General features: G+C 36.7%; 19 protein-coding genes. 14 read left to right on the top strand and 5 right to left on the bottom strand.

Features of this window, described 5'->3' with window-relative positions:
• The first annotated feature begins 21 nt into the window (after nucleotides 1-21).
• The 6 genes from FVB32_RS01310 (at nucleotide 22) to FVB32_RS01285 (ending at nucleotide 3,338) form a co-directional block, all read left to right on the top strand.
• On the top strand, nucleotides 22-255 hold the full coding sequence (locus FVB32_RS01310) for a thioredoxin family protein (RefSeq protein WP_147740787.1): 234 nt from the start codon (nucleotides 22-24) through the stop codon (nucleotides 253-255).
• 54 nt (nucleotides 256-309) lie between these two features.
• The gene (locus FVB32_RS01305) at nucleotides 310-1,032 is read left to right on the top strand and encodes a hypothetical protein (RefSeq protein WP_147740786.1); all 723 of its coding nucleotides are present in this window, start codon (nucleotides 310-312) and stop codon (nucleotides 1,030-1,032) included.
• 4 nt (nucleotides 1,033-1,036) lie between these two features.
• Entirely contained in the window at nucleotides 1,037-1,300 is a 264-nt protein-coding gene (locus FVB32_RS01300; protein ID WP_147740785.1) for a DUF2024 family protein, read from the top strand.
• Between the two features lie 53 nt (nucleotides 1,301-1,353).
• The gene (locus tag FVB32_RS01295) at nucleotides 1,354-1,962 is read left to right on the top strand and encodes a MarR family winged helix-turn-helix transcriptional regulator (RefSeq protein ID WP_147740784.1); all 609 of its coding nucleotides are present in this window, start codon (nucleotides 1,354-1,356) and stop codon (nucleotides 1,960-1,962) included.
• Entirely contained in the window at nucleotides 1,959-2,555 is a 597-nt protein-coding gene (locus FVB32_RS01290; RefSeq protein WP_147740783.1) for a Crp/Fnr family transcriptional regulator, read from the top strand. Before FVB32_RS01295 ends, FVB32_RS01290 begins: the two co-directional genes overlap by 4 nt.
• Before the next feature lie 381 nt (nucleotides 2,556-2,936).
• A complete protein-coding gene (locus tag FVB32_RS01285; protein ID WP_147740782.1) occupies nucleotides 2,937-3,338 on the top strand; it encodes a group III truncated hemoglobin in 402 nt (133 codons plus the stop codon).
• An 11-nt stretch (nucleotides 3,339-3,349) separates the two neighbouring features.
• Here the strand turns inward: FVB32_RS01285 and FVB32_RS01280 are convergent, their stop codons facing one another.
• Nucleotides 3,350-4,780 (bottom strand): pyridoxal phosphate-dependent decarboxylase family protein, encoded by a 1,431-nt coding sequence (locus FVB32_RS01280; RefSeq protein WP_147740781.1) that lies wholly within the window; start codon nucleotides 4,778-4,780, stop codon nucleotides 3,350-3,352.
• Nucleotides 4,781-4,952: 172 nt separating this feature from the next.
• Here FVB32_RS01280 and FVB32_RS17985 point away from each other — a divergent pair, with 172 nt between their 5' ends.
• Together FVB32_RS17985 and FVB32_RS01270 are read left to right on the top strand one after the other, a co-directional pair.
• A complete protein-coding gene (locus FVB32_RS17985; protein WP_317132192.1) occupies nucleotides 4,953-5,936 on the top strand; it encodes a response regulator transcription factor in 984 nt (327 codons plus the stop codon).
• A gap of 65 nt (nucleotides 5,937-6,001) precedes the next feature.
• Nucleotides 6,002-8,329, top strand: a complete 2,328-nt coding sequence (locus FVB32_RS01270) for an outer membrane beta-barrel family protein (protein ID WP_147740780.1) — start codon at nucleotides 6,002-6,004, stop codon at nucleotides 8,327-8,329.
• 3 nt (nucleotides 8,330-8,332) lie between these two features.
• Here FVB32_RS01270 and FVB32_RS01265 read toward each other — a convergent pair whose 3' ends face one another.
• A complete protein-coding gene (locus FVB32_RS01265) occupies nucleotides 8,333-9,535 on the bottom strand; it encodes a redoxin domain-containing protein (RefSeq protein ID WP_147740779.1) in 1,203 nt (400 codons plus the stop codon).
• Nucleotides 9,536-9,583: 48 nt separating this feature from the next.
• Nucleotides 9,584-10,477: a gliding motility-associated ABC transporter ATP-binding subunit GldA gene (gldA, locus tag FVB32_RS01260; protein WP_147740778.1), complete on the bottom strand. Its 894-nt coding sequence runs from the start codon at nucleotides 10,475-10,477 to the stop codon at nucleotides 9,584-9,586.
• Between the two features lie 394 nt (nucleotides 10,478-10,871).
• On the opposite strand from gldA, the gene FVB32_RS01255 reads away from it, so the two are divergent.
• From FVB32_RS01255 to FVB32_RS01230, 6 genes are all read left to right on the top strand, one after another.
• Nucleotides 10,872-11,702: a prephenate dehydratase gene (locus tag FVB32_RS01255; protein WP_147740777.1), complete on the top strand. Its 831-nt coding sequence runs from the start codon at nucleotides 10,872-10,874 to the stop codon at nucleotides 11,700-11,702.
• Nucleotides 11,699-12,841, top strand: a complete 1,143-nt coding sequence (locus FVB32_RS01250) for a pyridoxal phosphate-dependent aminotransferase (RefSeq protein ID WP_147740776.1) — start codon at nucleotides 11,699-11,701, stop codon at nucleotides 12,839-12,841. The genes FVB32_RS01255 and FVB32_RS01250 overlap by 4 nt, the downstream gene beginning before the upstream one ends.
• A gap of 3 nt (nucleotides 12,842-12,844) precedes the next feature.
• Nucleotides 12,845-13,711, top strand: coding sequence for a prephenate dehydrogenase (locus FVB32_RS01245; RefSeq protein WP_147740775.1), 867 nt, complete (start codon nucleotides 12,845-12,847; stop codon nucleotides 13,709-13,711).
• 2 nt (nucleotides 13,712-13,713) lie between these two features.
• The gene (locus FVB32_RS01240) at nucleotides 13,714-14,796 is read left to right on the top strand and encodes a bifunctional 3-deoxy-7-phosphoheptulonate synthase/chorismate mutase type II (protein ID WP_147740774.1); all 1,083 of its coding nucleotides are present in this window, start codon (nucleotides 13,714-13,716) and stop codon (nucleotides 14,794-14,796) included.
• Nucleotides 14,797-14,920: 124 nt separating this feature from the next.
• Nucleotides 14,921-15,595, top strand: a complete 675-nt coding sequence (locus FVB32_RS01235; RefSeq protein WP_147740773.1) for a head GIN domain-containing protein — start codon at nucleotides 14,921-14,923, stop codon at nucleotides 15,593-15,595.
• 115 nt (nucleotides 15,596-15,710) lie between these two features.
• Nucleotides 15,711-15,953, top strand: a complete 243-nt coding sequence (locus FVB32_RS01230) for a zinc-ribbon domain-containing protein (RefSeq protein ID WP_147740772.1) — start codon at nucleotides 15,711-15,713, stop codon at nucleotides 15,951-15,953.
• 77 nt (nucleotides 15,954-16,030) lie between these two features.
• Here the strand turns inward: FVB32_RS01230 and FVB32_RS01225 are convergent, their stop codons facing one another.
• The gene (locus tag FVB32_RS01225) at nucleotides 16,031-17,101 is read right to left on the bottom strand and encodes a porin family protein (RefSeq protein WP_147740771.1); all 1,071 of its coding nucleotides are present in this window, start codon (nucleotides 17,099-17,101) and stop codon (nucleotides 16,031-16,033) included.
• Nucleotides 17,102-17,189: 88 nt separating this feature from the next.
• Nucleotides 17,190-17,924 carry a hypothetical protein gene (locus FVB32_RS01220; protein ID WP_147740770.1) on the bottom strand — a complete coding sequence of 245 codons (735 nt, stop codon included), beginning with the start codon at nucleotides 17,922-17,924 and terminating at the stop codon, nucleotides 17,190-17,192.
• Between the last annotated feature and the right edge of the window lie 9 nt (nucleotides 17,925-17,933).

Raw genomic sequence — 17,933 nt, 5'->3', positions numbered from 1 at the left:
CAAAATCTAAAAACAATACAAATGAGTAAATCAGTTTTTTATCATGCAGGCTGTCCAGTTTGTGTAACCGCGGAGCAAGAGTTAATTGGTCTTGTGGGAGCAAAGAATATTTCCATTGTGAACATAGGGGAGGATAAAAGTAGAATTTCTGAAGCTGAAGGCTTGGGAATTAAATCTGTACCCGCATTGGTTACCCCTAATGGAAGTGTACTACATATTAATTATGGTGCTTCAATTGAAGATGTCAAAGGCTAATCATTTTTTAAACCTTACAAGTTAGGAATCCTTATCAGTTAAATATTTTTAGTTATGAAATCACAAAATTTAGTAATGATGGGCATGTTGATTGGAGGTAGTCTATTTACTTCTTGTGCTCAAAAAAGTCCTTATAACAATTCAGATTTTGAAATTAAGGCCACACAAGTTACTCATGAAACAGATTTAGGAGTAACGGTTTGGGAATTGGCCGTAAATGGTAATGCAGGGGCCACTGTGCCAACTGCTGTTGGGCAACTAGATGGTGCTCCAGTACTTGGATACGTTTTTCCAACGAGTCTGCAACCTACAGATGTTGGTTTTAACGCAACGGAGGGTATTGTTGCCTTGGCTTTAACTTCCCACCCAGATTTTGATGATACACCACTTTGGGATGAGAATAGTGATACTATTTTTGATAACGATGGTGTAGTTTGGCATCCGCATTGGGTGATACTCACCGAGGACAAAAGGGTAGCTGGCGGACTTTCAGTTAAGCAGTTTAAAAAGGCTGATGAAACGGTGGTGCTTCCGCCAACAAATCCGGGTATGCCAATGTATATGGATTCTCCTGGATATCCAGTACTTACCAAAAATGAAATAATCAAAGTGATTGTACCTGATTATCGCATTAATAACAAAACGGATTTTAAGTATGATGGGGTCACTGCTTTTATGAAAGTAAACACAAGTATTGATGATATGCCTATGCTTGGAGTATATGAAGTGTTTAGTATTGCCAGTGGCGATTTGTCCTTACCTTATACCATAAAATAGTAGTATGGAAGTCTCAGTTTGGGATACCTATGTTCAGCGACAAGATGGTAAGGTCATGCATTTTGACATTTTAGTGCCTAGTACCTTAACGGATACTGATGTGATTTTTGGTTTTGGCAAGCGGTATCTAGCTTCCAAATCTTTTACAACAAGGGAGTTATCTGTTAATGAATGTAAGTTTTGCCATATGCAGCAGGCACCTGTGCAGGTTACAGAAGATATAGAGGCAGACGGATATTATATTATTGAAATGGAAAATTGTTCCTAATTTAATTAGGATAACTAACTTTGCCTGTCGTATAATCGGCAGGCTTTGTTTTTATGAACAAGAAAAGTGTTTTTAATCCAGAACAGCAACAAAATGACCTTTCGAGTAAAATAATTACGGGTCTGGAACGCATATCTCAAGCGTTTAAGGTGCTTTTATGGGAAAGAGCCAAGGAATTGGGTTTGAGTCCGATTCAAATCCAAATTTTGATTTTTGTGGCCTATCATAAAAGTGAATTCAATAATGTGAGTTTTTTAGCTTTGGAATTTAATGTGACCAAACCCACTATTAGCGACGCCATAAGGGTGTTGGATAAAAAAGGATACATCGTTAAAGATTACTCTTCTGCTGATAATAGAAGTTACTCCATATTACTTTCAAGTACAGGACAAGAAATTGTTTCAAAGACAGAACATTTTGCAAGCCCTTTGGCAGATCAATTGGAAACTGTAGGAACCGAGGAAAAGGAAAACCTGTTTAAGACATTAAGTAAATTAATTTATCAACTGAATAGAACTGGTATTTTAACGGTACAGCGTACCTGTTTTGCATGCAAGTTTTATGAGAAAACAACAGCAAATCATTATTGTCATCTTTTGGAAAAGCAACTAAAGCATTCAGATATTCGCCTTGATTGTATTGAGTTTGAAGAAAAAATATGATTTCAAACGATCTATTAAAAAAATATGGAGCGGAAAAGGTGCACCTTTCAAAAAAAGAGGTGCTTTTTAAAGTTGATACTTTGCCTCGCTATTACTTTCAGGTTATTTCCGGGAAAATTAAGATGAACAACTTTAATGAAGATGGCAAGGAGTTTATACAAGGTATATTTTCTGAGGGGTCAAGTTTTGGTGAACCGCCCTTATTTGCCGATTTAACCTATCCTGCATATGCCGAAGCTGTTGAAGAAAGTACAGTGTGGAGGCTTGAAAAGAAAAAGTTCTTTGAACTGCTAAAAGAAAACTCAGAGGTGCATTTGTCCATAACCAAGGTATTGGCGGGGCGTTTACATTATAAAGCTACTATGGTGGCAGAGATTTCATCAGAAAGCCCTGAACATAGGTTGCTAAAACTTATTGACTATTTTAAAACGCATATTCATAAGATTCCAGACGAGGAACCATATTTAGTTGAATTATCTAGGCAACAAATGGCCGACCTAACAGGACTCAGGGTAGAAACCGTAATCCGAGCCATTAAATCCATGGAAAAGAAAAGAATCCTCCAACTTCAATCTCACAAAATAGTCCGATAGAAATTTTTAACACATTAGCTCTTTTATGATTTAAGTCATAAAAACAAGTGTCCAGCCTAGAATAATTTTGTTTCATAATATGACAAATGAGATATATTATGGAACTCTACTCAAAAGGTTTGCAGGAATTTAAAAGAAGTATCAACGGCTATTCTCCCATATTTATAATCGGCCAAAGTTGCTTAGGGTCTGTAGCTGCCATGTATATTTTGATAAACGGGGCATCTGCCATTCAAATGTTTCAGCTGTTTTTGGTGACCATAGCATGTATGGGGTTTAATGCTTCTGTGCTATCACAACAGCCTCCTAAAATTATATTTAATCTTTTTATCATTAGCGTTGTTCTCAGTACGGTCGTATTAATATTAAATTTGCTGTAATATGGCAAGAGTGCAAATAGAAACACGAAAGGAAGTCCGCTTACTGGTAACCCAGTTCTACGATAAAGTAAGAAAGGATGCTGAGATAGGTCATTTTTTTAACGAAACCATAGATGATTGGCCAGCACATATGGACAAGCTGGTAGATTTTTGGGAGACCAATTTATTTTTTGTGCAGAAGTACAAAGGCAACCCCTTGATGGTACATGCAGAGCTGGATGAAAAAATGAATCACGAAATTTCCAATTATCACTTTGGAATTTGGTTACGCCATTGGATTGAAACCATCGATGCTAATTTTGTGGGTGAAAATGCTGAAAAAGCAAAACAGAGGGCCAGAAATATAAGTGTGAGAATGTTCATGACCATTTTTGAACACCGCAAACATTTGTCTTCTAAATAAGTACGTATTTTTTAATCGCGGTCCTTTGCAAATGCTTCGCAAAGCGCCAAAGTTTCTTTTACATCATCCAATGTTGTTCTAGGATTGATGAGGCACATTCGTAAGACGGTTTTTCCATGCAAGACAGTGGTGACTAGCAATGCTTTTCTAGAAGACACCACTTTTTCCGAAATATATTGATTGATGGCATCCAACTCCTTTTTTGAATGCTTTTTTTCAATGGGATTGTACCTAAAATTAATAATGGCCAAAGTCGCTGGGAAAACAACCTGCCAATGCTTACTGCCTCTCAGTATCGTTTCCACTTCTTCCGCCAAATCTATATTATAAGTAATGGCCTTTCTAAATTCTTTTAAACCATACGTTTTTAAAGACATATAAAACTTTAGTGCCCTAAATCTTCTGGTAAGTTGAATACCATGATCGTAAAAATTGATTTCTGAAGTATTCCCTTCAATATCTCTAAGGTACTCCGGTTTTTCGGTAAAGGTGTGGCTTAAATGCTTATGATTTCGTATCAATAGACAACCCATTTCATAAGGTTGAAAAAACCATTTATGAGGGTCCACAGTCAAAGAATCGGCTTTTTCAATACCTTTTAAAAGTTGTTTTCCTTTTGAAGCTAAAATAGCCGCAGCACCATAAGCCCCATCAATATGAAACCAGATATCTTCTTTTTTACATATTGCACCTAGCTCTGATAGTGGGTCAATAGTACCCGTATTTGTGGTTCCAGATGTCGCAATGAGACAAAATGGCAAAAGTCCTTCCAACTTATCTTTTGCAATACAGTTTTTAAGTTTGTTAATGGCAAATTTAAATTCAAGATCTGTTGGTATTATTCTAATCTGCTCTTTTTTAAACCCTAAAACGCGTATCGCTTTTATGTTGGATGAGTGTGCTTGGTCAGAAAGGTAGATTACTGCTTTAGAGAAATCTTGTCCGCATTTAATTCTTCTGGCAGTGGTCAATGCTGTCAAGTTTGCCATAGAGCCTCCGCTAGTAAAAATACCCCCACCTTTTTTTTGTGGAAAGCCAAATATTTTTAGCAACCATTGTATGGTTATGATTTCCAGTTCTGCAGCAGCAGGGGAGGCTACCCAACCGCCAGAAAAAATATTAAAACCGGTAGCAAGGGCATCGGCCATTACGCTAATGTAGTTGCTTGGACCGGGTACAAAGGAATACGATTTTGGATGAGACATATCCGTGCTATTTGTCATCACCTTTTCTAAAACAAAATGAAGCACATCCAATGGGTCAGATCCTTTTTCTGGGGCTTCCTCAAGAAAAAGAGAATCCATTTCCTCTCTGGAACCTTTTGCCACAGGAAGTTTGCTGTTTTGAGTATGGTAGTGTTCAATAATGGCATCAACCACATGGTCGCCATACGCTTTCATTGCTTCTTTTGATAATTCTAAACTGGCCAGGTTCTTTTTCATGAAGTATTATTACATCGCAAATGCAAAAGTACCGATTTGCATATTTGAATAACATGATGTTTGCTGGAAAATAGCGTTGAAAAAAAATGCAATGCAATTGAAGGAGCAAAACAACTATGGGGATTGTCCCAACCACCTAAATACCTTAAATTTATTCATTAAGTATTTTTTGATGCAGAAGTTTATTTTAATCCTAACTTTTCTCATATTCGGATTCCAACTTTCGGCCCAGAATGCTATTTCCGGATTTGTTAACGTAGAGAACCTTGATGCGTGGGAACCAAACGTGCAGCTGAGTAAGCTTTCACTAAACAATTTGGAAAAGGAAGGAGACGGAAAGCCAGTAGCCATAGCAAAAATTAAAAAAGACGGCTCTTTTGCTTTTAATAAAAAGTACATTTCAGCATCAAACGAATTGTATCGGCTTTCAATTAATAGAATTAGGAAGGTGCTTAATGATACCATTAAAAAAGAAGTTGAGTTTATTCTTTCTAAAAACGACTTTGTAAGATTCAAAAAAGGGAACCAGTTATTTGCCAATTTTGAGACGACCAATCAAGCTCAATTGGAGTGGCAAAAGTTCAAAAACTTTGAATCTGGCTTAATTGCCCAGTATACATCTTCTGATGAAATGACAAATCCTAGAAAAGGTTTTGTAAAAGATTCGCTTCAAATATTGATGGTAAAATTGATTGGGATTCAACAATTGGATAAACAACAGTTATTGGATACGGATATTGCCCAAAATGAAACCTATTATCTAAACTTGCTCTCAGAATTACAGGCAAGTGATTTAGACCCTTCCTCTTATGCTTTTTTAGAAAGAAAACTAGCTTATTTAACTAACATTGGTTTAGAAAGGGAATTACAGCAAAGCAAACTGATAATTTTTGGGTTACTTTTTATTGTTGTAACGCTAAGTGTTTTTACAATAAGAATGAGAAGAAAGCGACAAGAGTCGTTGGTTTCTGTTTTGAGCAAGCAGGAAAGAACAGTCCGTCGTCTTATTCTTCAAGGAAAAAGCAATAAAGAGATTGCCAATGAGCTTTTTATTAGCCTCAGCACGGTAAAGACCCATATAACCAATATTTACAGCAAATTAAATGTTGCCAATAGGCAAGAACTTTTACAAAAGAGTACGGGTACTAGTACCTAAATCAGACCTTCTATTTTTCTTGACAGCCTTGTTCACTTGTTACTTTGCTTCAAAATGTAACTGTTTTGAAGTATCTATATTGGCTAATCTTTTGTTTTGCAATAGTACCGACCTACTGTCAAAATGAATATACCATATCTGGAAATGTAACAGATGAAAACGGACACCTTATTTCTTTAGGAGATGTGCTTTTGTATGATATCAACCAAAAGGACTTGGTGAAGTACACCCAGCTGCTTGATGGAGAATTCAAATTGGAAGGTCTTTTAGAAAACAGCTATCATTTGATTATTTCCATTCTTGGATATCAAGATTATACCGAGGAAATCATACTTAATGAAAACATAGAATTACAAATTGTATTGAAAGAAGCGCTAACCCAACTTGAAGATGTTGAGGTAGTTGCAGCCAAAAACCCAATTACAAACAGGAATGGTAATCTAAAAATTGATACTCAGAATCCTATATTCTCTTCCATGCCCGACCCCATAGATGTTTTGGCGAAGCTGCCCAATGTTCAAATCTCTGCGGACAGAGAATCCATTTCAATTATTGGTAAGGGAACTCCCTTGATTTATTTGGGCGGCCAGCGGATTAGTTTTGAGGAATTCGCTACGCTCTCTGTTGATGCTATTGAAAGTATTGAATTGATCAACAATCCTTCTTCAAAATATGAAGCAGAGGGTAGGGCGGTGTTATTGGTCGTAAGAAAGAGAAACTTACAGAAAGGTATAAAAGTGAATACTAGTGAGACAGTATCTTTTAGAAGAAACATCAACAATTATTTCAACACGAATGGAAATTATTCCAATGGGAAATCAATCCTTCAAGGGAATTTTGGCTTTAATGATTTGGGACAATGGGAGAGTCATACGTTTGCATTCAATATTCCAGAGGAAGATATTTTTTCAGATTACCTAGTATTGATACCATTAAACATGCGTCAAGAATTTAATGGTGGATTAGGTTTTTTCCATCCTCTAAAAAAAGACGATCATGTTTCATTCAATACAACGTTTAGACGACAAACGAATAAGGCTCCCATAGAAACGGAAACCTTAATTCGGAGTGAAGAAGGGGAGGACAACGTTAGTTCAGAATCCAAAAATGATAATACTAAGGATTATTTCAGCAGTAATTTTAATTATAATGCAAGATTGTCCAAAGAGTTTAACCTCTTCACTGGATTTCAATATTCTTCATTTAAGCAAACTTTGGATACTGAAGTGTCTAATAACTTTAATCAGGCTGGGTTTAATTTGGATGAGATTAGGGAGCAAGAATATAAAATCAATTCATTGGCATTTAGAGTGGATTTGGAACATAGTGTTTCGGATAATCTGAAATGGGAATTTGGAGCAAACCTTAATGAAGCAAGGGCGGTCGCTTTTACCAAAATACAAGAATTTGAGGGCAATACAGAGACTATTTTTGATTTTGACTACAATGAAAAATTGCATTCAGCCTATTCTGCATTATCTGGAAATGTAAAAAACTGGATAGACTATAATTTGGGATTACGAATTGAGTACAATAAAGTGACGGGGCAACTTGAAAGTGAAGTTTCTCCTCTTGTGGAGCGAGAGAATACCAACCTATTCCCTAAGGCTGGTTTGAATATAAAATTGGATAGTACAAAAACGATATCGGTAAATTTTGCCCGGAGTATTTCACGTCCAAATTTCAGCGGGACAAGCACAATAAGGACATTTATTAATCCTTTTTTGGAAGGCGTCAATGATGTGAACTTATTGCCAACATTGAGCAATGAATTGTCTGCCAACTTTCAATGGAAAAATAAATCTATCAATCTAACATATTACCGAAATGCCAATCCTACGTATTTCACGATTCAATATGATGATGGATTGGAAAGAGCTATTTTGTCGACAATAAACTTAGAAAAAGAATCAGGATTTTCGGCAGGGTTGACATTGCCTTTTTCACATAAAAAGTGGACTTCGACCAATACGGTTAGTCTTATCTATAACAAAATAGAAGATGGCACAGCCGATTTAGGAAATACAAATCCGTATGTATATGCATATTCCAATCAACAATTCGCTATTGCGAAGGATACCACAATTGCTTTTGGAGGCTGGTTATTGACCAGAAGACAGGAAGGGATATTTCAGCGAAACAACATGTTGGTACTAGATGCTACCGTTACAAAAACACTGTTTAAAAAACTGCAGTGTGCAATTCGTCTAAACGATATCACCAGAGCAATGAACTTTGAAGAAAGCTACTCCATTAATGGTGTTGAAGCTGAAGGTGTTTATTTTGCCGATGCCAAAGAAATGGCGTTTTCTGTAAAATATGTTTTTGGCAATTCCAAGGTGACAAAATTCAAAAACAAAGATGTTGATGAAAACTTGGATAGGATTAATTAATTTCTAGTAATACCTCCCCATCATTGGATGCTCTACTATGGTCTTTTTTAGTTCAAAGGGATCAATAGCACCCATTTTTCGATATATAATTTCACCTCCCGGGGCAACTAATGCAGTATAGGGCAATGCGCCGTCCCACTCAGGGTCTACGGCTTCTATCATTTTATATTTATCACTTTCTGAATAGATGTAGTTGGTCAAGGCAGAGTGTTTCTTTTGTAAGAACTTTAAAGCACGATCTTTAGACTTCAAATTATCTGCACTAATTGAAATAAATTCGAAATCGCGTCCGCGATACATCCTGTGGATGTCTACAAATTCAGGATATTCATGTACACACGGCCCACACCATGTAGCCCATACGTTGATGAGGCGTAATTTGTCAGAATCGTTTTTGAAGAGTTCTTTGATGCCATCAGCGGAAAGCTCTTCCAATGTCACCTCTTTTTCTTGCCATTCTTTATTTATTTTTTTGGCATAGTTATCTTTCCATGCCCATTTTACAGAACAACCGAATGTTTTTGTGACAGGTTCTTTAATAGATTCACTTGCTAGTGTTTTATCAATCGCATTTCGTACATCTTCGGCGTTTGCACTACCCGGTTTTTCAGAAGTGTCCAACCTGCCTACATAAGTCAGTTTTCGTTCCTTATTGAAGACATATGTATGCGGAGTAGCTACTGGTCCATACTTCAAAGAAGCACCGTGGGTATCACCATCATATAAATACGGGAAATTATACCCTTTATCTTCAGTTCGGGTAATCATATCTTCAAAAGTATCACCCAAATCACTATAGCCCAATTCATTTAGCAACAGTCCCTTAACAGAATTGGGGGAAATAGCAACTACCTGAACACCTTTGTTTTTGTAATCCTTGGTAAGCTGTATCATACGGTCTTCATATGCTTGAGCAGTAGGGCAGTGGTTACAGGTGAAAATAATGACCAATACTTCGGCATTAGTATAATCATTTAGAGTGTGAAATTTTCCGTCCGTTCCTGGTAAATTAAAATCAGGTGCGCTTTCTCCTATTTTTAGAGTAGTTACTTCTTGTTCTGGAATAGCTTGTGGATTAGCTTTAAAAAATGCCGTTTCCTTAGGATTTTCTTTGGTGTCTACTGCGGCATTCTCGTTTTTTCTATCAGTCTTACATGAAAAAACAACTGTAATCGCAAGAAGAAATACTTTTAAATACTGTTTCATTAACTTCAAATTTGTCTCTTAAATTTAGGTATAATTTGTTAGCCCCATTTAAGAGGTTAACTCGGTAAACAAACTCTCCAAATTTTTATTTTTTCTGCTTAGCTGAAGTGTTTTTAATTTGTTGTCATGCGCAAAATCAAAAACGACAGGTCTCATATCTTTGGAGGTGGTAAAGGTAATTTCATAAGTAAAGCCTCCAGCATTTTTAACATGGGATACGCTGGGTAATTTGTTTAGCAGTACTTCTTCAACTCTATAATCAAACTCCACCTCTATAATCTGTTCTTTGGCCTCGCGGAGTTCCTCCAATTTTTTATCAGCAACCAATTCCCCTTTGTTGATGATGATGACGCGGTCACAGACAGCTTCAACTTCTTTCATGATATGGGTAGAAAGCAATATGGTCTTTTCTTTTCCAATTTCACGAATCAGCTTGCGTATTTCAATCAACTGATTGGGGTCAAGTCCAGTAGTAGGTTCATCTAGAATCAAGACTTCTGGGTCATGCAATAGAGCAGCTGCCAGACCCACGCGTTGCCGATATCCTTTGGATAATTGACCAATTTTCTTGTGGGCTTCAGATGTAAGACCAGTTTGTTCAATAACTTCTTCAATACGTTGCTTGGGAACATTATAGACATCAGCATTAAAAGCCAAGTATTCCTTTACATACATTTCTAGGTAGAGTGGATTATGTTCTGGTAAATAACCAATGCTTTTTTGAACCTCTCGATCAGCTGTTAAAACATCAAATCCATTTACTTCGGCGTCGCCCGAATTAGCCTTATAGTATGTGGTCAAAATGCGCATCATAGTAGATTTTCCAGCACCATTTGGACCCAAAAAACCGACAATCTCACCCTTATCAATGGAAAAAGAAATATTGTTCAATGCTTTTTGCTTACCAAAAGTCTTGGTGATGTTTTTTACTGTAATGGACATTCAGATGTATTTGAATTCAAAAATACGGTTTTAGATTTCTCAATCTACGTTGGTTATCTCATTTTGAAATGGTAAACGAATCTATTTTGGTCATTCTATTGGAATTTGAAAAATCCAGAAACATTATGAATTCTTAAAAAAAGGATATTTCTACAAAGTAATATTCAACAAATTTGAGCATTTTGCTAAAAATCGAAAAAATTTTGGGTTTAGCTTTTGTTTTTCAATTGAATACCTATCTTAGCCCAAGATTTACAACAAAATGACAAAAACGTATTTCTGGAACGGTTTTTATTTCTACTTCTTTTTTAAAAGAGGTACGGGACTGTTCTAAATATACGCTACGTATAATAACACATAAAGTCCCGATGCAAATCGGGACTTTTTTTTTACAATGGATTTAAAAGTTGCAATACAGGGAATAAAGGGATCTAACCACCATCAAGTGGCAAAGGACTATTTTGGTGAGGACATAGATTTGTTGGAATGCCTTTCTTTTGATGCTATTATAGAACATTTGCAAAATGGTTCGGCGGATAAAGGAATTATGGCCATCGAAAATTCTATAGCAGGATCCATAATTCCCAATTACAATCTAGTATATCATAATGATATGCACATTATTGGCGAGCATTACCTAAATATCCATCATAACTTAATGATGTTAAAAGGATGTTCGCTTCATAATCTTAAGGAGGTCCATTCTCACCCAATGGCTTTATTGCAGTGTAAAGAATTCTTTAAGCAATATTCGAGCATAAAACTAGTGGAAGATGTGGATACTGCAGAGACGGCCAAACGTATTATGGATAAGGAGTTGAAACATATTGGAGCTATTGCTCCGAAAGTGGCGGCCGACTTATACAATTTGGAAATTATTGCTCCCGAAATTCAGACCATAAAGAATAATGCTACCCGTTTTATCATCCTAAAAAAGCAAAACAAGGTTTTACCAGAAGAAGAAATCAACAAAGCTTCTTTACGTTTCATAACGGATCATAAGCGAGGGAGCTTGGCAACTGTATTGAATGTAATGAGTGATTGTAACTTAAACCTAACCAAGATTCAGTCATTGCCAGTGATAGAAACCCCGTGGAAATATGCCTTTTTTGTGGATGTGACTTTTGATGCATACAGTAATTTTTCAAAAGCAAAGGCATTGTTGGAGATCATGTCTGAGGATTTTAGAGTTTTAGGTGAATATAAAAATGCATTGCTGTCATGATCGTAGCGGATAGGTTACATAGCGTACAAGAATATTATTTCTCTAAAAAATTGAGAGAGGTAAGAGGACTTATCAATCAAGGAAAACCCATCATAAACATGGGCATTGGCAGTCCAGATTTGGCGCCTTCTTCTAAAGTTTTGGAAACTTTGAGAGATTCCATTACAGATATGGGTGCCCATCAATACCAGAGTTATCAGGGCTTGCCTGAACTGCGAGAGGCAATAGCACAATTCTATCAAGAAAAATTTGGGGTAGCCTTGAACAGTCAAAATGAAATTTTACCCCTTATGGGGTCTAAGGAAGGTATTATGCATATTAGCATGGCCTTTTTAAATGAAGGTGATGAGGTTTTGTTGCCTAATCCAGGGTATCCGACCTATGCTGCCGTAACCAAATTGGTAGGAGCCATTCCACGGACATATGATTTAAAGGCAGAAAATGGATGGTTTCCAGATTTGGAACAATTGACTGAGACGGACCTTTCGAAGGTGAAAATTATGTGGGTTAGTTATCCCCATATGCCTACTGGAGCAACCGCCAACATATCACAGTTAAAATCCTTAATCAATTTTGCCACCCTGCATAATATATTGCTGGTAAATGATAATCCGTACAGCTTTGTTTTATCCAACAACCCAACAAGTATTTTGTCTATTGATGGTGCCAAAGACTGCACTTTAGAACTTAATAGTTTAAGTAAGACTTTTAATATGGCTGGTTGGCGCGTGGGAATGGTGTTAGGCAGTGCGGATCATATCAACGCAGTTCTTAAAGTAAAAAGCAATATGGATTCCGGAATGTTCTATGGAATTCAGAAGGGAGCCATAGCTGCCCTTAAGAGCGGGCCAGAATGGTTTGAAGCTTTGGATGAGGTATATACAAAGAGGAGAGAGCTTATGTTTCAGTTAGCTGAAAAATTGGGCTGTAACTATGATAAAAAGGCAGTGGGAATGTTTGTTTGGTGTAAACTTCCCAAAGGTTCAGTTTCTTCAGAAGAATTTATAGACCAATTGCTATATGACAAGAATATTTTCATAGCTCCAGGAACTATTTTTGGCAGTAATGGAGAAGGATATATTCGTTTTTCATTGTGTGTTAAAGAGGAGAGAATTATGGAAGCAATCGAAAGATTTTAGGGTATGAACTTAGTTATCATTGGTGTTGGATTAATAGGAGGATCTTTTGCAAAGGATATAAAACGCTTATACCCAGATGCAAATATCATTGGAATAGATAAAAAAGAAGCTCATGTAGATGAGGCTTTAGAACTGCAGTTAGTAGACCAAAAAGGAACTTATGATGCTCTCGCTACCGCTGATATGGTTTTCGTTAGTATTCCAGTGGATGCTCTTGTAAAGGAACTACCAAAGATTTTGGATGCTGTAGGTGATGAAACTGTAGTAATGGACGCCGGATCTACCAAAAAACTAATTTGCGAAACAGTTGATAACCACCCCAAAAGAAGAAATTTCTTGGCTTGCCACCCCATTGCAGGTACGGAGTTTTCAGGACCTTCAGCGGCAATTAATGGCTTGTATGAGGGGAAGACCAATATTATTTGCGAGGTTGAAAAAACCGCATTCAAACTTCAAGAAAAGGCACTTGAAATTTTTCAGAAGTTGAAAATGCGCATTCGGTATATGAATCCTGAAGCGCACGACAAACATATAGCTTATGTATCCCATTTATCACATATAAGCTCATTTATGTTGGGAAAGACGGTAATTGAAAAAGAAAAAAATGAGCGTGATATTTTTGACATGGCAGGGAGTGGTTTTGAGAGTACCGTTCGTTTAGCAAAAAGTTCTCCAGACATGTGGACACCAATTTTTGAGCAAAACAAAGAAAATGTGGTGGAAACTTTGGAGGAATATATTCACAACCTAGAAAGATTTAAGCAATTGCTTTTAAGCGGGGACTTTGAAAATGTATATAAAGAAATGAACAATACCAATAGAATAAAACAAATATTAAAGGGAATACCACTTACAAAAAATGAGAATTGATTATGGAAAACAATAAGCAAATGAGAAAATGGCTAGATGATATGGATTTACCACATCCCTTGGTTATCGCTGGCCCATGTAGTGCAGAAACAGAAGATCAAGTGCTTAAAATTGCACACAACTTAAAAGATACTGACGTAAATTACTACCGAGCAGGCATTTGGAAGCCAAGAACGCGTCCTGGAAATTTTGAGGGTGTTGGAGCCTTAGGTTTAAAGTGGTTGCAGCGAGTCAAAGAAGAAACAGGCTTAAAAACGGCTACCGAAGTTGCTAATAGGGCTCACGTAGACCTTGCTTTAGAACATGATGTAGATTTACTTTGGATTGGTGCACGATCAACAGTAAGTCCTTTTATCATGCAGGAACTAGCGGATGCATTGGAAGGGACCGATAAAATAGTATTGGTGAAAAATCCGGTAAACCCAGATTTAGCCTTATGGCTCGGGGGAATAGAGCGTCTGCATACTGCCGGAATAAAGAAACTAGGGGCAATTCACAGAGGGTTTTCCACCTATGAAAAGAGTAAATATAGAAACATTCCAGAATGGCAATTGGCTATTGAATTCCAGAACAGATTTCCTGATTTACCATTAATAAATGACCCTTCGCACATTACAGGGAAAAGGGATATGATTTTTGATGTATCACAAACCGCATTGGATTTGAACTTTGATGGACTAATGATAGAGACGCATTATGATCCAGACAATGCATGGAGTGACGCCGCACAGCAGGTAACACCCAAAAAACTTGTACAAATTATGCAAGACCTTAGAATTAGAAAGGAAACTGATGAAGAAGCGGAGTATAATAGCAAACTAAGCAACCTTAGGGCACAAATAGATGTCATTGACAATCAGTTAATAGATACTTTAGGAAAGCGTATGAAAATTTCGGATGGAATAGGGGAGCTTAAAAAACAAAAAAACGTTGCCGTATTACAATCCAACAGATGGAATCAAATCTTAGGTGCCATGATTCTTGAAGGAGAATCCAAAGGATTGAGTGAGGAGTTTGTTTTAAGAATGTTTAAAGCAATCCATCAAGAATCTATTAACCATCAAGAGAAGATTATCAACGCGTAATCTAACATAACAACCTTTATAAATGCCATTTAATACTTTTTTAGTCTTAAATGGCATTTTTTTTAATCCGACTGTAACAGATTTATAAAAATATCATCTTTAAAAAAAGTAAACTCACACTATTATGAAAAAACTGTTTACACTCGGTCTAGTACTATTCTCCAGCACCATTTTTTCCCAACGTATGATTGATACAGAAGTGGGGGATTTTGATAAAATCAAGGTTTTTGATTTAATTGAAGTGAATCTTATTCAATCTGATGATAATAGAATAATGATCAAAGGAAGAAATGTAGATGATATTGTATGGATGAATAGAGATGGTGTGCTAAAATTGCGTATGCAATTAGATAAAAAATTTCTAGGGGAAGAAACCCTAATAGAGGTGTATTATACCGATTTGGATGTTATAGATGGTAATGAAGGCGCAAAAATTACTTGTAATGAGTTGGTCAAGAAAAGCAAAATTGAACTTCGTGCTCAAGAAGGAGCTAAAATCCGCATTGGAATGGATGTGGACTATGCTGACATTAGAGCGGTCACCGGAGGAATTGTTGAAGCATCAGGATTAGCCAAAAACCAATCCATTGTACTCAATACTGGTGGAATTTTCGATGGTAGGGATTTAAGGACTGCCAATACCGATATTAAAATTTCAGCTGGAGGAGAAGCTGAGGTTTTTGCATCAGATCAGGTGGATATCAATGTAAAAGCAGGAGGTGATGTTCGAGTTTATGGAAAACCCAAAAGAGTAAATAAAAGTACATTTGTTGGAGGACGGGTGCATATAGTAGATTAGAGTATTACTAAAAACAAAAAGCCCCTTCTATTAGGGGCTTTTTTTATGGATTAAACTATTTTTTATTTATTTACTTAATGATATAATGTCCTTAAATACGTAAACTCAGTTAAAAGTGATTCTCTTCTTCGGTACAAAAACAGGTAAAAAGCAAACCAAAACATTAAATACTGTTTCTTGCCCATATTGTGCCCAAAAGGGTACGCTGATGACAGTTTCGCAATCCAACTACGTGCATTTGTTCTGGATTCCCATTTTTAAATTGAAAACCTCAAAATTTGCTGAATGTTCGCATTGCAAGCGAGGGTTTTACGAGGAAGAGTTTACACCAGGGATGGAGAAGGGACTGAATCGATAAACCTATGTTTTAAATCATTAAAACACCTCCCTTTTTTAGATACCATTTAAAATAGCAGGGAGGCATTTTTGGTTGGTCTATAAATCAAACCGAAGGCCCAAAGAAATATTGTTTTGCTCAATTGGAGCATCTTTAAATATGGGGTTTAAATCATACTTTACATATAAAAGAATACCATCAAAACCTGTATAGGCGCTTAGACCATAAATTAAATCACTGGTATTATAATCCCTTTTAAATTTATCCTTTACCTGTTCCCCATCTCTGGTGTATTTTAATTTTTGACGTGTACCCAGGTTAAATCCTCCATACCCCCCGATGCCAATTCTAAATTGATTTCGGATGGAGTACCTAAAGCTCTTCTCTGTCTTGTTAAGTCGCGAAGGACCAAACTCAAAATGAACGGGAAATACCAGGTTATCCATTCTTAATTTTGATTTGTCCAGTTCAAATTCGAACTCTTCCAAACTGGTCTGATTTCCGTTTTGAACAAATATCTGGTTGTCATCTGGCTTTAATCCATTAAACTGAAAAGAAAAACCATAATGAAAACGTAACCAATTGGATCGTGGAAAGACTCTTGTCCTCCATTGCCATCCCATTTCAAAAAATCTACTTCCTCCAATTTTGTAAGGCGAATTATCCAAAGATTGTCCTTCTATTAAAGCATTGTTGAGGCCAATGGCAAAGACAAAATCTGAATAGGTTCTCCTATCGTATTTCACCTCTCTTTTCCAGTCACGGGAACGAAATGAAAATGCCGGTCTGCCATCAATATCAATACCTACTCGAACTCCGTCATGCGTTATGGTATCCGCTTCCATTAAAACCAAGGCATCTCCTTGGTTTCTCTCCAATAATAATATTTGATTCTCTACAATGGCAATTCTATTTTCTATGTTTTGCGCTCTTTTTTTGGCCACTTCAGCTTTAAGTATTTTAGCTTCTTCTGACGTTAAATCACCCTTGCTTACGCGTCTGTTGATATCTTTCACTTCAAACTTAAGTGCTTCTTTCTCCTGCTGGGTAATTCTTTCTTTTTGAGCCTTTAACACTTCAATTTTTTGTTCATATTTTTCTTGGCCGATGGCTTGGTAAGAAAGAACTAACAAGAAAAGTGAAGCTAGATACAATGTAATTGTTCTCATGATGTTTTTTGATTTTTTGTCCCTTCCAATTCTCCTCCCAAAGCCTATTGGGAGGAAAACTAAAAAGGTCTTTTGATTGATGAATATTTTAATTATTTCTGTCGGCCACAGCAGTTCGTAGTTTAAAGTAGCCATCTTTGAGGGCATCAAAAATTTGATCTCTAAATGAGCCATCCAATTCTCCCTCAACTTCCGAAAGCAATGCCATGGCATCTACGGCGCCGTTTTCGGCAAACAGTTCTTCTGAAAGAATTTGCCTTTGTGCAGCTCTTAAAAGGGAATCTACCTCGGCATCAGTCACTTCTTCATTCGTGGTTTCCAAAAGAGTAACCTGAGCCACAATTTCATTTACTTTTTGAGTTATTAAATCGTTAGAATCACTTAAAAAACTATCCTGTATTGGATTTTTGACGGTTTCCTCTGCTACTTCCGTTTCAATAGGCAATACAACAGGCTTGAAATCTAGAGATGGGTCTTCACGCGTACTATTTGAATCAATTTCTGCTACTGCTGATTCTTTCTGTACCTTATTTTTAAAATTGATATTCTCTTCCTTAGGTTGGATTAAATCCTTTTTGGAGTTATTGTCTTCTACCACTTCGACAGGAATCGTATTACCTTCAGGCTGTTCCGATTTAAAGAAGAATATCGAGACTAACAGAATACCGATGAAACTTGCTGCTATGGCATATAGATACCATCCTCTCTGCTTTGGTTTTTCCTCCGTGTCGATTTGGGCCGCAATCTTGTCCCATGCTTGTGCTGAAGGAGTGATTTTTCGTTCCTCCAATCTATCTTTTATATGTTTTTCCAATTTTTCCATACCAATTTC

It is taken from the genome of Flagellimonas hymeniacidonis, assembly GCF_008040165.1.
In the GTDB taxonomy this organism is placed as follows: domain Bacteria; phylum Bacteroidota; class Bacteroidia; order Flavobacteriales; family Flavobacteriaceae; genus Flagellimonas; species Flagellimonas hymeniacidonis.
The sequence above is the reverse complement of the archived record's forward strand: the minus strand, read 5'-3'. Positions and strand labels throughout refer to the sequence as shown.

Excerpts from the sequence above, each read along its gene's own strand:
- FVB32_RS01310 (WP_147740787.1), top strand. The coding sequence starts at position 22 with ATGAGTAAATCAGTTTTTTATCATGCAGGCTGTCCAGTTTGTGTAACC.
- FVB32_RS01305 (WP_147740786.1), top strand. The coding sequence starts at position 310 with ATGAAATCACAAAATTTAGTAATGATGGGCATGTTGATTGGAGGTAGT.
- FVB32_RS01300 (WP_147740785.1), top strand. The coding sequence starts at position 1,037 with ATGGAAGTCTCAGTTTGGGATACCTATGTTCAGCGACAAGATGGTAAG.
- FVB32_RS01295 (WP_147740784.1), top strand. The coding sequence starts at position 1,354 with ATGAACAAGAAAAGTGTTTTTAATCCAGAACAGCAACAAAATGACCTT.
- FVB32_RS01290 (WP_147740783.1), top strand. The coding sequence starts at position 1,959 with ATGATTTCAAACGATCTATTAAAAAAATATGGAGCGGAAAAGGTGCAC.
- FVB32_RS01285 (WP_147740782.1), top strand. The coding sequence starts at position 2,937 with ATGGCAAGAGTGCAAATAGAAACACGAAAGGAAGTCCGCTTACTGGTA.
- FVB32_RS01280 (WP_147740781.1), bottom strand. The coding sequence starts at position 4,780 with ATGAAAAAGAACCTGGCCAGTTTAGAATTATCAAAAGAAGCAATGAAA.
- FVB32_RS17985 (WP_317132192.1), top strand. The coding sequence starts at position 4,953 with ATGCAGAAGTTTATTTTAATCCTAACTTTTCTCATATTCGGATTCCAA.
- FVB32_RS01265 (WP_147740779.1), bottom strand. The coding sequence starts at position 9,535 with ATGAAACAGTATTTAAAAGTATTTCTTCTTGCGATTACAGTTGTTTTT.
- gldA (WP_147740778.1), bottom strand. The coding sequence starts at position 10,477 with ATGTCCATTACAGTAAAAAACATCACCAAGACTTTTGGTAAGCAAAAA.
- FVB32_RS01255 (WP_147740777.1), top strand. The coding sequence starts at position 10,872 with ATGGATTTAAAAGTTGCAATACAGGGAATAAAGGGATCTAACCACCAT.
- FVB32_RS01250 (WP_147740776.1), top strand. The coding sequence starts at position 11,699 with ATGATCGTAGCGGATAGGTTACATAGCGTACAAGAATATTATTTCTCT.
- FVB32_RS01245 (WP_147740775.1), top strand. The coding sequence starts at position 12,845 with ATGAACTTAGTTATCATTGGTGTTGGATTAATAGGAGGATCTTTTGCA.
- FVB32_RS01240 (WP_147740774.1), top strand. The coding sequence starts at position 13,714 with ATGGAAAACAATAAGCAAATGAGAAAATGGCTAGATGATATGGATTTA.
- FVB32_RS01235 (WP_147740773.1), top strand. The coding sequence starts at position 14,921 with ATGAAAAAACTGTTTACACTCGGTCTAGTACTATTCTCCAGCACCATT.
- FVB32_RS01225 (WP_147740771.1), bottom strand. The coding sequence starts at position 17,101 with ATGAGAACAATTACATTGTATCTAGCTTCACTTTTCTTGTTAGTTCTT.
- FVB32_RS01220 (WP_147740770.1), bottom strand. The coding sequence starts at position 17,924 with ATGGAAAAATTGGAAAAACATATAAAAGATAGATTGGAGGAACGAAAA.